This is a genomic window from Lacrimispora sp. (genome assembly GCF_047605665.1).
In the GTDB taxonomy this organism is placed as follows: Bacteria; Bacillota; Clostridia; order Lachnospirales; family Lachnospiraceae; genus Lacrimispora.
Map to the genome: position 1 here is coordinate 15903 of NZ_JASGFH010000031.1, position 19662 is coordinate 35564.

The window sequence follows — 19662 nt, forward strand, 5'->3', positions numbered from 1 at the left end:
ATCATAATCGACTGTGTACCAGACTATTATAAATCATTTAAGAGTCTTGTACAAGTATTGCCAGGCACTTTAGACTTTTTTAATCAGTACTGCGTCACACTTCACTTCCAGTACAAGGTTAACATAATTTTTAAAAAGCCTGCCGAAAATCCGGCAGGCTAAGGACTGTCTTTGATTAATACTTGCTTCCGGCCACGGAAAGGCCTGCATAGGAAACAACAGGAGCCGGGCTGCTCTGTTCGAAAGTGTAGACTGCGCTATAATCGGATTGTTTCAGTTTGAACTGCTCTACAATGCCGTTCATCAGAATTGCCTGTGCCGACATCTCCTCAGAAGCAGAGGCGGACTGTTCGGCGGTGGCGGAATTTGCCTGTACCACTGAGGAAATCTGATCCATTCCCCGGTTGATCTCAACAATAGAGGACAACTGATTCTCCAGGGATTTTGACATCTCCCTGATAATATCCGCATTTTCCTTTGTGGTCACGCTCACGGCCTGCAGGCTTTCATTGGCTTTTTCCATAATCCGGCTGCCTTCGTTCACACGCTGTGTGCTGCCCGCAATGAGTCCGGCAGTCTCTTTTGCAGCCTCCGCACTCTTGGAAGCAAGGCTTCGCACTTCATTGGCCACCACCGCAAAGCCCTTTCCCTGATGACCGGCCCGCGCCGCCTCCACAGCCGCGTTCAGCGCCAGGATATTGGTTTGGAATGCGATGTCATCGATCACCTTGATGACGCGGGTAATATCTCTTGAGCTCTCGCCAATGGATTGCATTGCTTCTGTCATTTGCCGCATGGAGTCCATGCTGATGTCCACTAAGGACACAGCCGTATTGCAATTTTCCAGAGCCATTTCAGAACGTTTCGCATTTTCGTCCACCTGCAGTCTCACTTCGGTGACGGAGGCAGTGAGTTCCTGGACGTCGGCGGCCTGTTCACTGGAGCCTGTTGCCAATTCCTGGGCGCTTTGGGATACCTGCTCTGACCCGGATGACACCTGCTCGGAAGCGGTTTTTATTTCCCCAAACATGGAGTTGAGGTTGCTGACCATTTTGTTAATCGAAAGCCCCATTGTGTCACGTTCGGACAGCAGCGGCATCTCAGAGGTCAGATCGCCGCCCGCAACCGTACCCAGAGCCACGCCCACTGTTACGAGGCGGCGTACCATTGTGAGAAGCATCTCCACAGATTCACCGATCTCATCTTTGATCTGGGCGTATTCTTCTGTCTGCCTGTACTCGTCGTCAGAAAACTCCAGGTCTCCCTGGGTGCCGATGCGGGAAAGCACATCTTTCATGAATACGGCGGGCTTGCTGACGAGGTTGGCTATGTACAGGCCAAGGGTCAGGGCGATGGCCGCCGAAAGGAGAAGTATGATGACCGCGGCAATTACCATGGTGTAGCTTAACCTGGTGTTGCTGGCCGCTATTTGTTTTGCAGACTGACTGTTATATTCCACTCTGTCCATGATGAGATTGCTCAACTGCTCCAGATGACTGCCGGATGCGTCCAGTGCGGCCTTAGCGCCCTCCATGTCGTTCTTTGCACTGGCAGCGCTGACCTCCGGAATCACATGGCCCAGCACAGTATCGTTGTACAGGGACTTGATCTGGTCGAATATCTTCTGATCTTCCTGGTCGGATATAGTAGCCTGATAATTGTCCTCATACGTTCCGAATTTGCCGGTGATATCCTTTATTGCCTGTTCACTGGCGGCATAATGAGGATCGCCAGGACCGTAGATCGCCATGGACCGCAGGTGCATACGCAGGGAAGTTACGGCGTTGTTCATATCACCCATTGCTTCGGTCCCGATAAGGCTTTCCTTATAAAGTCTGGTGTCCGCCTTGTTTATCCGCAGCATTCCAAAAATGCCGACAAGGCCGACGATAACGGACAGCAGGACTACGATAGAAAAACTTACAATCAGCTTTGATTTTATCTTCATGTTCTTCATTTTATAAATCTCCTTCATAAGTATGATTTCTTTATGGCTCCCTCGCCATGATACGCCGGAGATACCAGATTTTTGACCCTTTTACAAAATCAATAATAATAACTAATACTATAAATAAACTACTACATAATTTATCCAAAGTCAAGCGCTTTTATCGCAGCTTTTCATTGATTTGTAAGTTTTCTTTTTGAATTATCATCAAAAAAGGCAGTACATATATTTCTACATGTACTACCCTTAAATAAACGGATTGAGGGGCTTAATATATTACTGCTGAGAGGTCTCTGTCGGTCTGCTTCCAAGAACCACACTGATCTCTTTTTCTATATACTGGCCGTTCTCAAGGGACTGAACCGTAAGAGTTACAGTGGTTCCGCCTTCATAATACTTCAGCATATTGGTCAGGTCATCATACGTTCTGATACTCTGTCCGTCAAACTTGGTAATGATGTCCTTTTCCCTTAAATCGGACTTGGAGGCTGCTCCGCCTTCTACGATCTTATAGATGAATACGCCCTGAGGCATGCCAAGCTGCTGGCTCGTGACGCTGTCAATGTTCTTGCACTGAACTCCCAGATAACCCTGTTTATCGTTTGCAACCTGGGTTCTGGTCTTCTTTGTCATCAGATTGTCGATAATATCCTGGGCCTTGGAAATGGGAATGGCATAGCCGATTCCTTCTACATCTGTGGAGGAATATTTGGCTGAGTTGATGCCGATCACCTGGCCCTGCATATTTAAGAGGGCGCCGCCGCTGTTGCCAGGATTAATGGCTGCATCGGTCTGAATCAGGTCCTGATTGACGCCGCCGTCAGTCTGGATGGTACGGTTTAAAGCGCTGACATACCCCACTGTGACGGACTGTCCGTAACCGAGGGCGTTGCCGATGGCCACTACTCCCTGGCCTACCTTTAAGTCATCGGAGTTTCCAAGGGAGGCAACGGCGATCTGGCTTAAGGTCTCATCGGGAATACTGCTCAAAGGAATTGCGATGACAGCCAAATCGCTGTCCGCGTCGGTTCCTTTAATGGCTGCATCCACAGCCGTTTCATCAATAAAGGTGACTTTTAACTGGTCTGCACCCTGTACCACGTGGTTATTGGTCACGATTAAAAGCTCTTCGTCATTCTTTCCTACGACAAATCCGGAACCGCTGCCCACGCCTTCTCTCTGCATGGGGCCGAACCAGGTCTGGCTCTCGTAAAGGACCTTGCTGGTGATGGCAACCACTGACGGCATGGAGCTGTCTACGATGGCAGAAACATCATTTCCTGCAAAGGCTCCTCCGGTGCTGGCGGATTTGGCTCCGTCGGGGGCTGTTACGGAAGGAAGGGTTTCAACCTTGCTGATCTCCACAGACTTTTTATTGACATAGGAGCCTGCTGCCAGATTGATGCCCACCATGGTGCCTCCGGCCACGACGCCAAAGACCAGGGCTCCGGCCACGATTCCGGCTGCCTTCTTTGCAAAGCCGCCCTTTCTTTTGGGCGGTTCTTCCAAGTAGCGGTTTTCCCGCGCGCTCTGGCGGTACTGGTATTCCTGATAATGGGGAACCTCCTGGGACTGTCTGGCCTCCTCCGGATCAGGATCTCTCATGGTAAAATTAGTGGTAATTACTTCTTCTTTATAATCTCCAGGATTCATGCCGCCTGTCGTGTTGTTATCTTCTTCGTTATACATAAGCTTAATCTCCTTTCATGTATATTTGTATTTCTTTGTTAATGAAAGTTTATCAATGAATTGTGACCAATTTGTGATGAAAATATATTAAAAATGTGAAAATAAAAGAACCCCGCATCAGATACCTGTCAAAACAGGAATCTGTACGGGGTATTTTTTATGATTAAACCGGAGGTGCCGACACGACAGGGACATCAGAATTCCCTGCTGTGGTTGGGGCAGATGCCGTGGGTGCAGCAGTTCCGCCTGGGCCGGTGGAACCGCCTGAGGTGGTTTCCGGAGCTGTGGGGCTGCTGGGCCCTGTAGTGGGAGAAGTTCCCGGTCCTGTAGGAGCTGTGGTCGGTTCAGGGGAACTCTCTGTGGGGGAGGGTTTCGTTTCTCCCGGTTTGGTTTCTCCAGGCTTCTTCGGGCCTGTAGTGGACTCTCCCGGCCTTGTCTCTGTTGGTCTGGTTTCTCCTGGTTTCGTTGTTTCTCCAGGTTTTGTTTCCTTTGAGCTGCTTTCCGATGGGTCGGTGCTCTTTATGGGTCTGCCGTTTTCATCAGTTTCCCCGGCGGTGCTTTCTCCAGAAGAGGATTCTGAGGTCGCTTTTGTCTTTTCTTCGGTTGAGGCTTCTGTCGTTTGCTTTACAGTTTCTTCATTCGCGCCGGAGCCATTCTTATACATGCCGGAATCAGCCGCAATTTTGGCACTGATCTTTTTCACCATGTCAGATGGCTCGTGATTTTCTTTGTCAAACAGCAGCTTGTGAAGTTCGCGCACATTGCTTTCCAGGGTTTTGGGAACAACGCAGTCTCCCCTCTTTCCAATGGTCATTTCACCACGGGTAAATGGAAAACCTCCCGTTTGTCCGATGTGGTATTTATTGATATCCAGAATTAGTTCTGTAAAATCGCTGAAGGTTAAGTTGGTTCCTATCTGCTCTACTTCCATCAGAAGAATTCTGTTGAGCAGTCCTAAATCCGCCTTTTTGGCTTTTTCAAACGTCTTTTCGATTATAAGGCGCTGGCGCTCGGTTCTGGCGTAGTCGGTGTCCATTTTTCTCAGTCTTGCATAGGCCACTGCCTGAACACCGTCCAGGTGATTCATTCCTGCTTTTTTCAAGTGAACGGAGGGAACTCCGCTTTTTTTCACTGTTTCTGTAATATAACCGTTAATCTGGCTGAACTCTGCTTTGGTGAGCTCAATGTCCACACCGCCAAGCATGTTGATTCCATCGGCAACAGACTTCCAGTTAAAGGTGACATATTCTCTGATGTCCATGTCCAGATTCTTATTTAAGGCTGAAAGAGCCTGGGCTGCACCGCCGGTGGAGTAGGCAGAGTTGATCTTGTTGTAAGCATTTCCCTCTCCGGTATTTAAATATGTATCACGGAATACGGATACAAGGCGGATTTCTCCTGTGTCCCTGTTGATGTTACAGATCATGATAACGTCTGCATTCGCACCTTTATTCACATTGCCATCCCGGCTGTCAACGCCGAATATTGCAATGGTGCGGTAGCCTGTCATGTGCTTTTTCTGTTCCGGAGACATGATTTCATTGCGAACCTGATTTTCATCAAAATCATCGGGGCGCTGAATGGAATTCATCAGCCTTGACACATAGGCGTAGGAGAAAATGAGAGCCAAAGTGAATATTTCTGCAATCGCCAGAATGATGATGCGGCGGATTTTTTTCTTTTTTTCAACCTGAGCTCCTGACCTGCTGGCTGCGGTTTTACCGTCTTCTGCCAAAGACTGCAGGCGGGCCGCTCTGGAGGCAGCTCCTGATGCGGATTGAGTGCGGGCTGTTCCCTGCTCAATTCCTGATGATGTCTGGGAGCGGGATGGGTTTTGGCCGGTTCCTGTCTGGGGCCTCATGCGGGAGGTGTTCTGGTCGATTCCTGATGATGTCTGGGGGCGGGTTGTACCTTGGCCATTTGCCGCGGTTGTCTGAGGACGGGTCGTTCCCTGAATATTTCCTGACTGCGCTCTGGGACGGGTCGTTCCCTGGTCACTTCCTGCCAATCCATTGGAACGGACTGCTTCCTGGCCGGTTCCCGGTGATGTCTGGGGGCGAACTGTTCCCTGACCGGTTCCCGATAATGCCTGGGAGCGGACTGTTCCCTGGCCGGTTCCTGATGCTGCTTTGGAACGGGCTGCTTCCTGGCCGCTTCCTAAGGATGCCTGGGAACGGACTGTTTCCGGGCTGCTTCCTGATGCTGCTTTGGAACGGACTGCTTCCTGGCTGCTTCCTGATACTGCTTTAGAACGGGCTGCTTCCTGACTGCTTCCTGATACTGCTTTGGAACGGGCTGCTTCCTGGCCGCCTCCTAAGGATGCCTGGGAGCGAACCGCTCCTTGGCCGCTTCCCGGTGCTGCATTGGAACGAGGTGAATCTTGGCCACCTCCTGCAGGTGTCAGAGGACGAGCTGTTCCCTGACCATTTCCTGTCTGCGCCTTGGTACGGGCTGCGCTCTGGTCATTTCCTGTTAAAGACCGGGAACCAGCCGTTCCCTGTCCATTTCCTGCTGAATTTTTGAAACCGGAACCGCTTTGGCTGCCGCCTGGCATCCCTTTGGAACGGGCTGAACCCTGGCCGATCCCTGACAGCGCCCCGGAACGTCCAATTCCCTGAATGCTCCCTGCTGCGGTCTGGGAGCGGGACAACTCCTGTCCTCCTCCCTGCTGCGGGCGGGCAGAGCTCTGAGACTGGGTCTTCTGGGAAGTGCTCCGGGGACTGCCGGCAGCTTTAGAGGGTGTCTGCCCTCTGAACATTGCCTGGCTGCCTCCCGGTCCAGTCTGGGAATGGCCGGTTCCCCGGCCTGATGTCTGGTTGTTTGCGCCCGCTTCCTTTTCCCCGGAATCTTTATAATCGTCATCCAGGTAATAATCTGCGTCGGACGGATCTGGCTCTGAATAAGAACCGTGCCTGCTTTTTTCAACCTTATCACGGTCTAATTCATCATCAAATTCATTTTTCATCTATTTATCCTCAATCCTAATGGTGTCGTGGCGTCAGTACGCATTTTTATTGATAAATCCCTTGAATACGGTGAGAAATAAAATCTTAAAGTCATATCCCAGGGTCCAGTTTTCAATGTAATACAAATCGTGTTCAATTCTCTTTGTAATAGAAGTGTCTCCCCGGTATCCGTTTACCTGGGCCCAGCCGGTGATTCCCGGACGCACCTGGTGCTTGATCATGTAACGGGGAATTTCTTCTTTAAATTTTTCCACAAAAAGAGGTCTCTCCGGCCTTGGGCCTACCAGGCTCATATCTCCCCGGAGAACATTTAAAAACTGAGGCATCTCATCAATGCTTGTCTTCCTGATAAACCGTCCCACCGGAGTCACACGGGAATCGTGGGGCGAGGTCCATTTCATCTTTTCCTCAGACGGGGCCTGGACCACCATGGAACGGAATTTATACATTTTAAATGGCCTGTTGTGAAGGCCTACCCGTTCCTGGCTGTAAATAAGAGGACCGGGGGAAGTCAGCTTAACGAGTGCCGCTGCCAAAAGCATGACAGGTGAAAATAAAAGCAATGCAAAAGCAGCCCCTAAAATGTCTACCGCCCTCTTTGCCATGGCATTAAGGGGATCAGTCAGAGGCACCCGGCGGATATTCACCACCGGCAGACCGTGAAGATCTTCAATGTAGGGTCTGGTGGGAATCATATTGTTGTAGTCCGGAATAAATTTGGTGTGGACTCCTGATTTTTCGCAGGAGGCTACAATGGTTTCCAAGTTGGCGTATTCGCTGATGCTGAGGGTGATTGCTATTTCATCGAGAGAATTTAAGTCCAGGATTTCATCCAAGTCTCCTACTTTTCCGATGACGTTGATTCCTTTGTATCCGGTTCCCCATTCTTTTGTATCGTCCAGAATTCCTTTGACCTGATATCCCCATTCGGGATTTACCAGGACACGGTCGATGAAGCCTTCGGCTGCACGGCTGTAACCGATTAAAAGGATGTGCTTCTGGTTGTAGCCTTTGGAACGCATGGAGCGGAGTGTGTAACGGATGAGATTTCGCTCTATGGTTTCCAGGACGATGTTGATGGCACAGAAATAGAATACCATTCTGGTGGAGAACTCACGGAAATAAGGGTTTTTCTTTGCCAGGAACAAAATCATGGTAAAGAGCAGAACCCCAAATAGATTGGCCTTGCAGATGTTGGCAAACTCATACCGCTTTCCCTGGATTCTCTTCGGTGTGTATAGATTGAAGATGCCGTAGAGAAGGAGGTATACCGGCAGTATTATCAGAAATGCAGCGAAGTAATACTGGGGCGCCAAAACTCCTTTTCCGGGACTGAATATGCGGTTTCCCATGAGAAGCAGCGCCCAGGCCAGAAAGTAGGACAGGGCAAGGACTAATGCGTCCAGCACTACATGGAATCCGTTTAGTTTTTTCTGATTGTCTTTTATCATAGTAGGAAAACCTTCCAAATATAGAGGATGGATCATAGGGGGGCTTGTGTTGCCCGGAAGTCCGCAGTGCAGGCGGTAAAGCCGTAGGCTTTACCGCCTCACGGGCATTCGCCCTATGAAACAGGAGTCATAATTTTTTTCTTATGTGCAAGCACAACGAAAAAAATTCCGCCTCCCGTTTCGCACTGCTCATTGCTTTCGTGGATATTATACATGATAAATCCCTATGTTACCATTACAATATTCTTAAAATGACCTGAAAATTTTTAGCTTTCTTTTAAAAAACTCCCAGATATAGAGGATTGTTCCATAAATCAACTCCCCTTCTATACGCAGATAGTTCCCTAAATGAGAGGAACGAAACTTCACTTTCTTTGCTTTTCCTGCGGTCTTAAGGCCTTCTTTAAGCCCTTCTATATAATCAGAAGCAAAGCCTATTTTCCGGAAAAACAAATATTTCACAAACATCCCGGCCAATAACGGCCCCAGATTTATAAAGAGCTGGAGGAAGGGCATGTTTTTATAATTTAAATACACATTGTTTCTGGCCGCCAGCCGGACCTTGAAGGAATTGTACTTGGAACCGCTGGTTCCGCTTCCTACGTGGTAAACGACGGCCGTGGGGCAGTACATGTTTTTATATCCGAATATCTTTGCACGGTAGCCCACATCAATGTCTTCCAGATATGCAAAGTGATCCTCGTCAAAGCCTCCGATTTCTTCAAAGACTTCTCTCCGGTAGATCGCAGCTCCCGCGCAGGCAGAAAATACCTGGCAGGGCTTTCGGTAGCCCCGGCTGCTGTGGCCTACGCCACGCTGGTAAGCCCAGCCAAGAAGGCTGTACATATCTCCTGCGTCATCCATCAGCTCCTTGTGGTAGAGCTGAATCATCTTGCTGCTGACGGAAAAAACTTCAGGTGACCGTTCAATGGCCTTTACCATTTCCTTAACGTAATCCGGTTCAGGCTCTGTATCATTGTTTAAAAGGATAACATAAGGAGTCCGGGCCCGCTTGATGCCTACGTTTACGGCTCCGGAAAATCCTGTGTTTTCCTTGAGAAATACAGAAGGGATATTCCGCTCTTTCAGCCATTCCACGCTGCCGTCCGAAGAACCGTTGTCCACCACAAGAAGCTCAAAGTTCTTTTCACTCTGAGCTTCCAGGGCCTTAAAACAGGGTTCCATAAATTTCAGTCCATTGTAATTAGGAATAATGATGGTCACTTTTTTCTGCATCTCACACCTCAAGCTTGTAAGGTTCCCCGATTTTTTCCTTTTTAAGGTCACGCAGGGCGAAGTTGGACTTGCGCAGGGTTAAGTTGGGATTGTAATAGGGGTCTCCCTCCCTTAAAATATCCGGCCACCGCTCTGAAAACTTCTTAATTTCCCGGTTAAAGCGTTCCACCTTCTCCGGAGTGTCCTCCAGACCTCTGGATTTGGACTCGTAGTGGTAGAAAAGGGCATAAGGCGCATAAACCACCAGTTTATTGATGGAGCGGATCTTCATGCAGTAATCAATATCATTGAATGCAACCTGCAGCTCCTCTGTAAAGCCTCCCACCTGATCGAACAGGGACCTTTTGCTCATCATACAGGCGGCAGTTACGGCGCTGTAGTTTCTGGCGCACATGGCCTGGTTGAAGTAGCTGCTTTCCGCCTTATGAAGGCCGATAAAGGTATGGCCTGCAATTCCGCCAAAGCCGACCACCACACCGGCGTGCTGAATGGTATCGTCAGAATACAAGAGTCTGGCTCCCACAATTCCCACATCCTCCCGCTGGCAAAAGCCCAGGAGCTCATGGATGCTTTCCGGGTTGATGATTTCCGTATCATTATTTAAAAACAGAAGGTATTCCCCTTTTGCAAAGGAAACGCCGAAATTGTTGATGGCAGAATAATTGAATTCCCGGTCCCATTTCACCACACGGACGAAGTCAAACTCCTTCTGGATTTTTTCGTAATAAGCGAAGGTTTCCGGGGCAGTGCTGTTGTTTTCCACCACAATGAATTCCAGGTTTCTGTAAGTGGATTTCTCAATGAGAGTGCGCATGCATAGATCCAGATCAGCGCTGTGGTCCTTGTTGGGGATGATGACGGAAATCAAAGGCTCTCCGATTATCTCAAAAGTGGAGCGGTAAATGCCGTAATCCACGCCCTTTTCCACTGATTTCACTCCAATGCCCATCCGCTCATAATGAGACTTAATCGCTCTCGCTCCTGCATCAAAGGCATAGAGCTTGCTTTCCGGGTTGCTGGAAGTGGAATTCTGATGACAGCGCCAGTGGTATAATGCCTTTGGCACGTGGTAAATCTTTCTGGCCTTTTCCGTACAGCGGAAAATAAAGTCATAGTCCTGAGCCCCGTCAAACTCCTCCCTAAAACCGCCCACTTCCATAAGAAGGTCGTGATTGACCACAAACAAATGGCAGATATAGTTGACGCTGGTTAAGAGATCAGGGTTAAAGTCCGGCTTGAAATGAGGCTCAAACAGCTCTCCTCCATCCATGTCCAGCTTGTCCTCATCAGTGTAAACCACGTCGATTTCCGGATCAGAATTAATGGCCTTTACGCATTCGAACAAAGCGTCCGGAGCCAGGGTATCATCGTGATCCGCTAAAACAACGAAGTCTCCGGCAGCCATCTCAATGGCCGCATTGGTGTTTCCTGAGATCCCCTTATTCTCTCCCAAAATCACGTACCGGATTCTCTCATCCTTTGAAGCGTAGCGCTTTAACACCCGTTCCACGCTCTCACCCTTAGGGCTTCCGTCTGCTATACAGACCTCCCATTTGCTGTAAGTCTGTGCCAGCAGAGAATCCAGCATGGCTGCCAGATACCGCTCCGGCGTCTTATAGGCGGGAATGACCACAGACATCTTGGGATTATAATCAAAAGCCGTTTTCTTCTGGGCTTCCAGTTCTTCGTCCGACGTTTTTGTAAGGCTGTACCACTCAGGGTAATCGTAATCGCTGTCAATGCCCTGAAGTTTGTGTCTGGATTTTAACAGCAGCGCCTTAAAACCGTTTTCCTTCCAGAAATCCACTGCTGAGCAGAGGGTCTGGGCGTTCATCATGCCTTTCAGCTTTGCAGTCCTTTTGTGGGCAGAACTGTTCTGACGCTCCAGAATGGAAGCGTTTAGCTTCACTTTCACGGTTTTGCCGTCACACTGAATGACTAAAATCCGGTCCTCATTTGTCTCCCGGATATAAGGAATCCGGATGTCAAATCCGAGGTCCTTTGCCACTGTTTTCTTGAAATAAATCTGGCTCACATCATCTCTGCGGACAGGAACCAGCTTAAATTCAACCGGATTTTCACTGCCGTCCAAGACCTGAAACTCTGCCTCCGACTCTTCTGCCCTGCCGATCACCCAGCCATTTAATATCATTGAATTTTCACGGATTCTTGCAATATCTATCTTATATTTCATCTCTGATCCTCATCCTCCACAGACGCTGCCGTAAGAAGCATATCCTCTTTTGTAAAATTGATCCTCTCTTCTTCAATGACAAGAGGCCGTTTCATGATTCTGGCATTCATGGACATGATGTACTCTCCCACAAGTCCGATAAAGAAAATCTGTATGGACCCCAGGAAAAACATGCCGATCAAAAGAGGGGTCATGCCTGCCGGAAAACGGTCCCAGTACATCAGCTTTAAAACCAGATATATAAGAGCTACCAGCATGCTGGCAAAGGAACAGAGGCTTCCGAAAATCGTTGCCAGACGAAGTCCCACTTTTGTATAGGAAGTGATGCTGAGCATGGCGGCATCATAGAGCCTGTAAAGGTTATTGCTGGTCTTACCCGCCCGTCTTTTTGGCTGGTCATAGGGGATTTCCTTGCGCTTAAAGCCAAGCTCCGCCACGATTCCCCGAAGAAACGGCGTGGGGTCGTCCAGCTCTCTCATCACCCGGATAAACTTTGCATCATAAAGGCCAAAGCCGGTAAAGTGCTCGATCTGCTCCACGTCGGAAAGCTTTTTAATGGCCTTGTAATAGCAGCTTCTCAGCCAGTACATGATCTTATTTTCCCTGCTGGATTCCTTGATTCCTATGACGATCTTATAACCCTTTTCCCATTCCCTCACATACCTTGGGATCATTTCTACCGGGTCCTGGAAATCTGCTGCCATGAGAATGGTACAGTCCCCTGTGGACTGAAGCATGGCATAATAGGGGGAATTGAACTGGCCGAAGTTTTTGGCGTTGAATATTCCCTTGACGCCTTCATCCTGGGAACAAAGCCTGCGTATTTTTTCTCTGGTATGATCCCTGGAATCATTGTCAATGAAAATAAGTTCATAGCCATAATCCGGCAGCTCTCTCTTAAACATGCCGGAAATGGCCTGATACAGGGCTTCTACATTTTCTTCCTCATTATAACAGGGAACCACAATACTGATTGTCTTCATCTGTTCACTTCCAATCTATCCGAACCATGACTTTAATTAAGTCCGACCGTTTTTCTTTCATCATCTGCAATGCTGTTTCCACCTGATCCAGGCCATTTAGCTGGTGGGTCACTAATTTCTGGGGATTGATTCTTCCATACTGAACCATCTTAAGAAGCCGCTCCATCCTGATGCGTCCTCCCTTTGCAAGCTCAGTGTGAATGGTCTTTCCCGCCATGCCTCTTCCGCCTGAAAACTTGGGAAAGGGCAGATTTCCGGTTCCGCCGAAATAATTCACATTGGAAATGGTTCCAATGCCATACCGGGCCATATCCACTGCCTGGGCAAACACCTCATCTCCGCCTCCGCAGATGATGACGCCATCCGCACCTAAACCGCCGGTCCGTTCCAGAACCTGCTGCACCACGTCTCCATTTCCATAATCAAGAATCTCCGTAGCTCCGAATTCCTTTGCCAGCTCCACACAAACAGGCCTGCTGCCCACAGCAATGATCCGGGCTGCGCCTAAATGGCGGGCTCCTTCTATGGCCATCAGGCCAATGGGTCCGATTCCAAGAACCACTACCGTATCACCGATCTTGATATCCGCAAACTCCGCGCCGGTAAAACCTGTAGTCACCACATCCGCACACATGAGAGCCTGCTCTAAAGTAACCCCTTCCGGAATCCTCGCCAGAGTCGTGTCCGCATCAGGGATGAGGAATTTCTCCGAAAAAACTCCAGGCGCTGTTCTTCCGAGCTGATGGCCGGAAAAAGGTGCCGAAGCATGTTTAAAATTCCCCTCCTGGATTCCCATTGCCCGCCAGTCCGGTGTGATGGCAGGAATCACAACCACATCTCCCGGCTTAAAATCCCGGACCAGTTCTCCTGTTTCCAGAATTTCTCCCACACACTCATGTCCCAGAATTAAGTTGGGGGCCTTTCTAGAGCCGCCTCCGTATACCGTATGGACATCAGAAGAACAGGGCGCAACCGCCAGAGGGCGGAGAATAGCCCCGTAAGGAGTGAGGACAGGTTCGAGAGCCTCATGCCAGCCCACCTTCCCCGGTTCAATTAAAACAAATGCTTTCATAGTTTTATTCTATATCCTTTCCAGATGGTTGGATTTTAACGCCATAATCTCCACATCATTGCCGAATTTTTCCCGTATGGACCCGGCAATCTCATTGGTGTAGCCGGGAGCCACGATCAAAATGACCTCTACAGGGTCCTTTTTATAATGGTCCGGAGGCACGATAGGAAGGTGAGAAGCAGGGGCATATTTCCCCTGTTTAAAGGGGGCGGAATCAATGATATATTCCGCAAACCTGCCGATTTCCGTGGTGGCCGTCAGGGTAAAGCCCTGATGGCTGGCCCCCCATACAGCAAGCCGTTTTCCCTGGGATTTTAAGCTCTCAATCAGGTTCTCCATTTCTCTTCCGATGAGAGTCTGGCTTTCTATCAGTCCCGAAACATCTATCTTTTCCGTTTTTCTGCTCTGGCCGGCTGTCTCTGCCTGGGCTTGCAGCGGTTTTGCCGCCTTTTTCACAAGGACGGAAAGAGTGTCCCTGTTGATCATCTCTTCCTCTATGACTTCAAATCCAGCCTCCTGAACCGCAAACTTAAGGGTATCAAAGGTATAATAGGCCAGATGATCCCGGATCAGTTCATAATAGCCGTTATATTGAAGGATGTATTCCAGACTGGGGACTGTAATTAAGCCAACTCCATCCTCTGTCAGATTATCTGCAAGGCAGCGGAGCATACCGACAGGCTCCGGCTGATGTTCCAGAAAATTAAAGGATAAGAAGCCGTCATAAGGACCGGTTATGCTGCCGTCTCCAGGCTCTAAAACCGCCCCCTCCTCTGCAAACTGCTTCCAAACCGCAAGGCCTTTTTCCTTTGCCAACTGAACCAGACTTTCCCTGTGTTCAATCCCGCAGGCCTTTACCGGAAACTCATTCAGTACGCCAAGGAATTCTCCCTGCCCGCAGCCCGCTTCAATCAGCTTCTTTCCTTCCAAACGGAAGGTATCAATAAAATGCCGGTACTGGCTTCTTCTCAACTCCACCATGGTGGTGGTAAATCCGCCGGACCGGATAACGTCCTTATAGTAAGCCACAGGCTGGCAGTCAAACTGCACCAGACCGCAGGTTTCACACTGGTGAAGATGAAGGGTCACTCCCTCGTCATGTTCAACCTCTTCTTTTGCAGGAATATCCTGGGCAGAAGCCGGCATATGCGCAAGGGTCATCAGCGGCTTTTCGCCAAGAGGTGTGCCGCATACAATACATGTTTTTTCTCTCATACTACATTTTTCCTCCCAAGCCTGTTCTTTTTATCCCTTCCGGAAATGACACCTCCGGCCTCCAGCCGGTGGCTTCCTGCAGCTTTCTGATATCAGGAATCAAATTGGCCGGCCCTTCCGCATTGGGTTTTCGCCTTCCATAGCTATAGCTTCCGTGAAAACCCATGGCTTCATACATCATCCGGATGTATTCCCTCAAAGGCCTGTTTTCGCTTTCCGGCCCTGCCACGTTATAAATCCCGGAAACAGATTCCTTCTCCTGATTCATAAGGCGCATCAAAGCCTGAATGCAGTCATCAACATATAAAAAATTCCACATCTGGGTGCATTCCCCCAGGGAAATATATTCTCCTTTTCCAAAGGCACTGAGGCAGCTTTCCACCAAAGACCAGGGGTGGTCACCGGGTCCATAGACGCTGAATATTCTGGAATGGATGTATTCCATGTCAGAAATTCCCGCCTTTCTCCAGCTTTCCGTCTGCTCCATCGCCCGCTTTAAAAATTCCAGTTTAGCTTTGCCGTATTCAGAAACCGGCTTGCACGCAGTCTCCTCCGACAAAGGTTCCCGGTGAATTCCGTATTCCGCCTGGGAGCCGCTAAAAAGGAAGCGCTTACAACCAAGACGTCTGGCCCCCTCCAGGGCCTTTAAGGAATCCTCAGCATTCTTCTGCTGCACGTCCGCCTTCATCCGGTTCGCACTTCCTGAACCGTCCCAGCCAAGATGATAAAATGCGCCGCAAGGTTCACCAATGACGTGATCAAGGTCCTGTAAGTCCTGAAGCTGGCGCTCAATTAAAACCAGGCCCTGACCGTTTACATCCAGCTTACTTAAATTTTCCGAGCCTGGACGGACTACCGCAAACACCTGGCAGCCGTCTTTTAAAAGCCGGTCCACCAGCCCCCTCCCAAGAAAGCTGGTGGCACCCGTTACAACAACGTTCAACGTTTTTCCTCCGTATTTCTTTGACTACTTTATCCGGGGAATGATCATGTTCCGGTCCATCTCCTCATCAGATAAGAAGGGAGATAAATCCTCCAAAGGAGGGGATACCATGGTTCCGTCAGGAAGACGCTTGGCCGAGGATTTCGGTTCAAAGTTCTGATCCCTGCTCACAAACACCTCGCAGATCACAGGGCCTTCCATGGAAAGAGCCTCTTCAATGCCCTTTTCCAGTTCCCCGTTGTTATGGATGGACACATAAGGATAGCCGTAAGCCCCGGAAAGCTTTGCCATATCAGGAAAGCTTAAATCCATGCTGTCCTCTCCGATTCCAACCAAAGGCTCTCCGAAGAAATTCTTCTGAGTCTGGCGGATGGAGTGGTAGCCTCCATTATTAATAAGAAATACTTTAATTGCCATGCGGTGATGGATGATAGTCTGCAGCTCCTGTAAATTCATCTGAAGGCTGCCGTCTCCTGTCACCAGAATCACATCCTGTTCCTGATCTGTCATGCAGACACCAATCGCAGCCGGAAGGTCATATCCCATGCTGGCAACTGCGGAATTGGATAAAAAGCGCTGGCCTTCCTTGATCACATAAGCATGTCCGCCTACCACGCAGGCAGAGCCATTTCCCACTACTGTGATCTGATTCCTGGAAAGCCTGGAGCTTAATTCTTTAATAAAGGCGTAGACATTAGTCCCTTTTCCTTCATCAATATAATGCTTTGGAAGCACCACGGGATAAGTTTCCTTCCACATGCGGCAGGTCTCATTCCAGGTCCTGTCATCAAGCCCTTTGCCGCCGGAAAATAAGGGTTGTTCCCTGGTTGCCTTGTATTCGCGGTCCAGAAGCCTTTCCATGGCCTCCAGCAAATCCTTTACATCGGCATGAACCCTCATATCAACATGAACCGACGGTTTTTTCAGTTCTTCCTGATCAATGTCATTAACAATCACGTAAGCCTCTCTGGCCCATGTAGTATAATGATACCCTACCTGTCTGATGCTTAAACGGCTTCCCAGGGAAAGGAGAAGGTCGCTGTTTTGTATGGCAAAATTGCCGGGGCGGTCTCCCATTCCTCCGGCTCTGCCGGTATAGAGAGGATGGTCATCATGAAGGCAGTCGATGCTGTTCCAGCCGGTCACCACTGGAATTCCCAGCTTTTCTGCCACTCTGACAAACACCTCGTGAGCTTTTCCGATCCGTATTCCGTTTCCAGCATTGATCACCGGGCGGGAAGAAGAAGAAATCCTGTCCAAAATGGCACGGGCTGTATCGTCTGCCACAGAGGGCGGAAGAATCTGGCGGATTTCCCCCTCCCCTGCCTGATCTTCCCTGATTCTGGAATCAGACTCAGAAGCCCAGCCGTCCCCTCCTGCCTCGTAATTCTCCGGGGAAAAGCCGATCAGATCGTCGGTTTCAATATAGGCTCCCTGAACATTTAAGGGGATGTCCAGCCAGGAAGGACCCTGGCGTCCGGAGAGGGCCAGATAAATGGCTTTTTCCAGGCAGAAACGGATTCTCATGGGATCAATGACCATCTCACTGTACTTTGTCATACAGCCAACGGACTTTATAATATCAAATTCCTGGTCGCCCATGGCTCTGATTCCTACGCCGGCCCATCGGGCTGTGGTGTCGTAGCGCACCTGTCCGGATAGGATCAGCATGGGAATGGAATCCAGCCAGCCTCCCAGCACTCCGGTAATTGCATTGGTTCCGCCAGGGCCGGTCGTCACGCAGACCGCTCCTATTTTTCCATGGATTCTGGCGTAAGCTTCGGCGGCTATGGCACTGGCCTGCTCATGGTGGTTATATAAGCAGTACAGGCCTTCCTGGTGGCCCAGGGCATCATTTAAGTGCATAGCGCCTCCGCCTGTGACGGTAAATACCTGGGTGATTCCAGAATCCACCAGTTTTTGGGAGATATAGTTGGATACTTTCATTCTCATCGCTTGGGTCTCCTTTTTAAGGGATGTTTATTCTCTGTTTTGTAATTATATCATACCAGCCTTTATTTTCCTATTTAAAGTTTTCTTACTTTCTAAGCCCATGTTCTTTAGCTTTTCTGCTGATTGGAGGCAAGGGGGAACCCCTGGGCTTTCTCATCTTTTTTCTTGTTCTGTTACCTCCTTCCAGATTTGCCATGAAACCACACTATCATTGTTCCCTGGCTATAGGTTATAATCGCAGAGTAATGCAACGATGGATTTTCGGCCACGATAAAACTTATTGCAAAAAAGGAGAGAACATATTTATGAAAAAGCATTTTAAATTGATGGCTGTATTATCCGCTGCCGGCGTAATCGCCATGGCAGCTCCGGAACTGGGTCTTACAAGCGCAACAGCTTATGCAAAAGCAACCGGCTGGGTTGAGGAGAACGGTTCCTTAAGATTCTATGAAGAAGGCGATTTTTACGCTACCGATTCATGGAAGAAATACGGCAGTGATTGGTACTACTTAGATGAGGATGGCGAAATTGCCACAAGTCAGGAAATTGATGAATACTACGTTGACGACAGCGGAAAAAGAGTGATCAACCAGTGGATTTCCGTAAACAACGACAACTATTGGGACTCCCCTGACGCACCGGAAGTTTTCTGGCATTACTATGGAAAAGACGGCAAGGCTGTTGTATCCAAATGGCAGAAAATCGAAGACAAATGGTATTATTTTGACGAGCAGGGCCAGATGCTGACCGGCAAAGTCGAAATCGGTGACTTCACCTACTATCTCGGCGATGAAAATGACGGCGCTCAGAAAACAGGCTGGTTCCAGCTTGAGAACGCAGATGAGGACGCAGAAAATCCCCTCTCCTGGTACTATTTCGATAAAGACGGCGCCATGGTCAAAGACCAGGTGGACAAGAAAATCGAAGGTTCCTACTATACCTTTGTCAATGGAGAAATGCAGACCAAGTGGTACAAGCTTCCTGAAACTGCAACTCCATCAGAAGCGGCCGAAAATACAAAAGATACTGCAGCAGGATATCATTACTATGATCCGGAGACCGGTGCAAGAGCTGAAGGCTGGAGAGAGATCGAAGGCATTGCAGGACTCAGCGAAGAAGGCGAACTTCATTGGTTCTTCTTCAAAAACGGCGCTCCTCACTATGCTGAAAAAGGAATTAAATTATTTACCATAAGTTCTCAGAAATATGGATTTAATACAAAAGGTGAAATGCAGACTGGACTGGAAGTAGTTACCCTGGCAGACGATTCCGTTGCTAACGTTTACTTCACAGACAACGGCGCTATGAGCACCGGCAAGCAGACCATTTACAACGAAGATACTGATGAAAACGAGATCTGGTACTTCCAGACCGCCGGAAGCAAAAAAGGACAGGGCTTCCACGGAATCATGGACAACACTGTTTATGAGTACGGTTTAAGAAAAGCAGCTGACGCTGACTTAAAGCTGGCTCCTGTTTCTCTTAACGGCGTCAACTATCTGGTAAACACCAGCGGCGCTCTTCAGAAAGCATCTTCTACCTCCAAGTCCTCTGAAAAACCAGAGCTTGGCGCTGGCTTTAAAGACTACAAGGATTCTAACGGCAAAGTATTTGTCGTAAATACAAACGGTATCATTCAGTAAAAATAATATAAAAATACAAAAGATTCATCCGTTCAAATTTAAAAAGTCCGCGGCGCTTATGCCTGCGGACTTTTTATGTATTTCTGCACTATTTTTACGTTTTTTTCGTCACTTCTATGAAGGTTACATATTTGATATATTTTTTGTTTTTTTTCGTCATATTTTAATATAACTTACGTTATATATATAGAAGTAGACCATTTTTACCATATAAGAAAAAGGAGGAGAACAATGAGAGAACTATCCGTGTATTACTGTCCTACATGCGGTTATTATGGATATTACCAACTTGAACGGAATGCAGTGTGCCCTAAATGCGGGTTAGAAATGACATGTCTGGATCTTAACTATCAGGACTTTATGGATCTG

The 19662-nt window shown here is 48.7% G+C and carries 12 protein-coding genes; 1 reads left to right on the plus strand and 11 read right to left on the minus strand.

Annotation, left to right across the window (positions count from 1 at the left end; genetic code table 11):
- Window positions 1-175: 175 nt before the first annotated feature.
- The 11 genes from QM657_RS18910 to QM657_RS18960 form a co-directional block, all read right to left on the minus strand.
- A complete protein-coding gene (locus QM657_RS18910; protein ID WP_415068257.1) occupies window positions 176-1957 on the minus strand; it encodes a methyl-accepting chemotaxis protein in 1782 nt (593 codons plus the stop codon).
- Window positions 1958-2224: 267 nt separating this feature from the next.
- A complete protein-coding gene (locus QM657_RS18915) occupies window positions 2225-3553 on the minus strand; it encodes a S1C family serine protease (RefSeq protein WP_415068270.1) in 1329 nt (442 codons plus the stop codon).
- Window positions 3554-3800: 247 nt separating this feature from the next.
- Window positions 3801-6602, minus strand: coding sequence for an LCP family protein (locus QM657_RS18920; protein ID WP_415068258.1), 2802 nt, complete (start codon window positions 6600-6602; stop codon window positions 3801-3803).
- A gap of 33 nt (window positions 6603-6635) precedes the next feature.
- Window positions 6636-8054 (minus strand): undecaprenyl-phosphate glucose phosphotransferase, encoded by a 1419-nt coding sequence (locus QM657_RS18925; protein ID WP_415068259.1) that lies wholly within the window; start codon window positions 8052-8054, stop codon window positions 6636-6638.
- A 246-nt stretch (window positions 8055-8300) separates the two neighbouring features.
- The gene (locus QM657_RS18930) at window positions 8301-9290 is read right to left on the minus strand and encodes a glycosyltransferase family 2 protein (RefSeq protein WP_415068260.1); all 990 of its coding nucleotides are present in this window, start codon (window positions 9288-9290) and stop codon (window positions 8301-8303) included.
- A 1-nt stretch (window position 9291) separates the two neighbouring features.
- Entirely contained in the window at window positions 9292-11484 is a 2193-nt protein-coding gene (locus QM657_RS18935; protein ID WP_415068261.1) for a glycosyltransferase family 2 protein, read from the minus strand.
- A complete protein-coding gene (locus tag QM657_RS18940; RefSeq protein ID WP_415068262.1) occupies window positions 11481-12467 on the minus strand; it encodes a glycosyltransferase family 2 protein in 987 nt (328 codons plus the stop codon). The genes QM657_RS18935 and QM657_RS18940 overlap by 4 nt, the downstream gene beginning before the upstream one ends.
- Before the next feature lie 4 nt (window positions 12468-12471).
- The gene (locus tag QM657_RS18945) at window positions 12472-13539 is read right to left on the minus strand and encodes a zinc-binding dehydrogenase (protein ID WP_415068263.1); all 1068 of its coding nucleotides are present in this window, start codon (window positions 13537-13539) and stop codon (window positions 12472-12474) included.
- A 9-nt stretch (window positions 13540-13548) separates the two neighbouring features.
- Entirely contained in the window at window positions 13549-14754 is a 1206-nt protein-coding gene (locus QM657_RS18950; RefSeq protein ID WP_415068264.1) for a methyltransferase domain-containing protein, read from the minus strand.
- Window position 14755: 1 nt separating this feature from the next.
- Entirely contained in the window at window positions 14756-15697 is a 942-nt protein-coding gene (locus QM657_RS18955; protein WP_415068265.1) for an NAD-dependent epimerase/dehydratase family protein, read from the minus strand.
- 24 nt (window positions 15698-15721) lie between these two features.
- On the minus strand, window positions 15722-17650 hold the full coding sequence (locus QM657_RS18960; protein ID WP_415068266.1) for a thiamine pyrophosphate-binding protein: 1929 nt from the start codon (window positions 17648-17650) through the stop codon (window positions 15722-15724).
- A 305-nt stretch (window positions 17651-17955) separates the two neighbouring features.
- Between QM657_RS18960 and QM657_RS18965 the strand changes: the two genes are divergently transcribed.
- Entirely contained in the window at window positions 17956-19293 is a 1338-nt protein-coding gene (locus QM657_RS18965; RefSeq protein WP_415068267.1) for a cell wall-binding protein, read from the plus strand.
- Window positions 19294-19662 lie beyond the last annotated feature (369 nt).

Excerpts from the sequence above, each read along its gene's own strand:
- QM657_RS18910 (WP_415068257.1), bottom strand. The coding sequence starts at position 1,957 with ATGAAGAACATGAAGATAAAATCAAAGCTGATTGTAAGTTTTTCTATC.
- QM657_RS18915 (WP_415068270.1), bottom strand. The coding sequence starts at position 3,553 with ATGAGAGATCCTGATCCGGAGGAGGCCAGACAGTCCCAGGAGGTTCCC.
- QM657_RS18920 (WP_415068258.1), bottom strand. The coding sequence starts at position 6,602 with ATGAAAAATGAATTTGATGATGAATTAGACCGTGATAAGGTTGAAAAA.
- QM657_RS18925 (WP_415068259.1), bottom strand. The coding sequence starts at position 8,054 with ATGATAAAAGACAATCAGAAAAAACTAAACGGATTCCATGTAGTGCTG.
- QM657_RS18930 (WP_415068260.1), bottom strand. The coding sequence starts at position 9,290 with ATGCAGAAAAAAGTGACCATCATTATTCCTAATTACAATGGACTGAAA.
- QM657_RS18935 (WP_415068261.1), bottom strand. The coding sequence starts at position 11,484 with ATGAAATATAAGATAGATATTGCAAGAATCCGTGAAAATTCAATGATA.
- QM657_RS18940 (WP_415068262.1), bottom strand. The coding sequence starts at position 12,467 with ATGAAGACAATCAGTATTGTGGTTCCCTGTTATAATGAGGAAGAAAAT.
- QM657_RS18945 (WP_415068263.1), bottom strand. The coding sequence starts at position 13,539 with ATGAAAGCATTTGTTTTAATTGAACCGGGGAAGGTGGGCTGGCATGAG.
- QM657_RS18950 (WP_415068264.1), bottom strand. The coding sequence starts at position 14,754 with ATGAGAGAAAAAACATGTATTGTATGCGGCACACCTCTTGGCGAAAAG.
- QM657_RS18960 (WP_415068266.1), bottom strand. The coding sequence starts at position 17,650 with ATGAGAATGAAAGTATCCAACTATATCTCCCAAAAACTGGTGGATTCT.
- QM657_RS18965 (WP_415068267.1), top strand. The coding sequence starts at position 17,956 with ATGAAAAAGCATTTTAAATTGATGGCTGTATTATCCGCTGCCGGCGTA.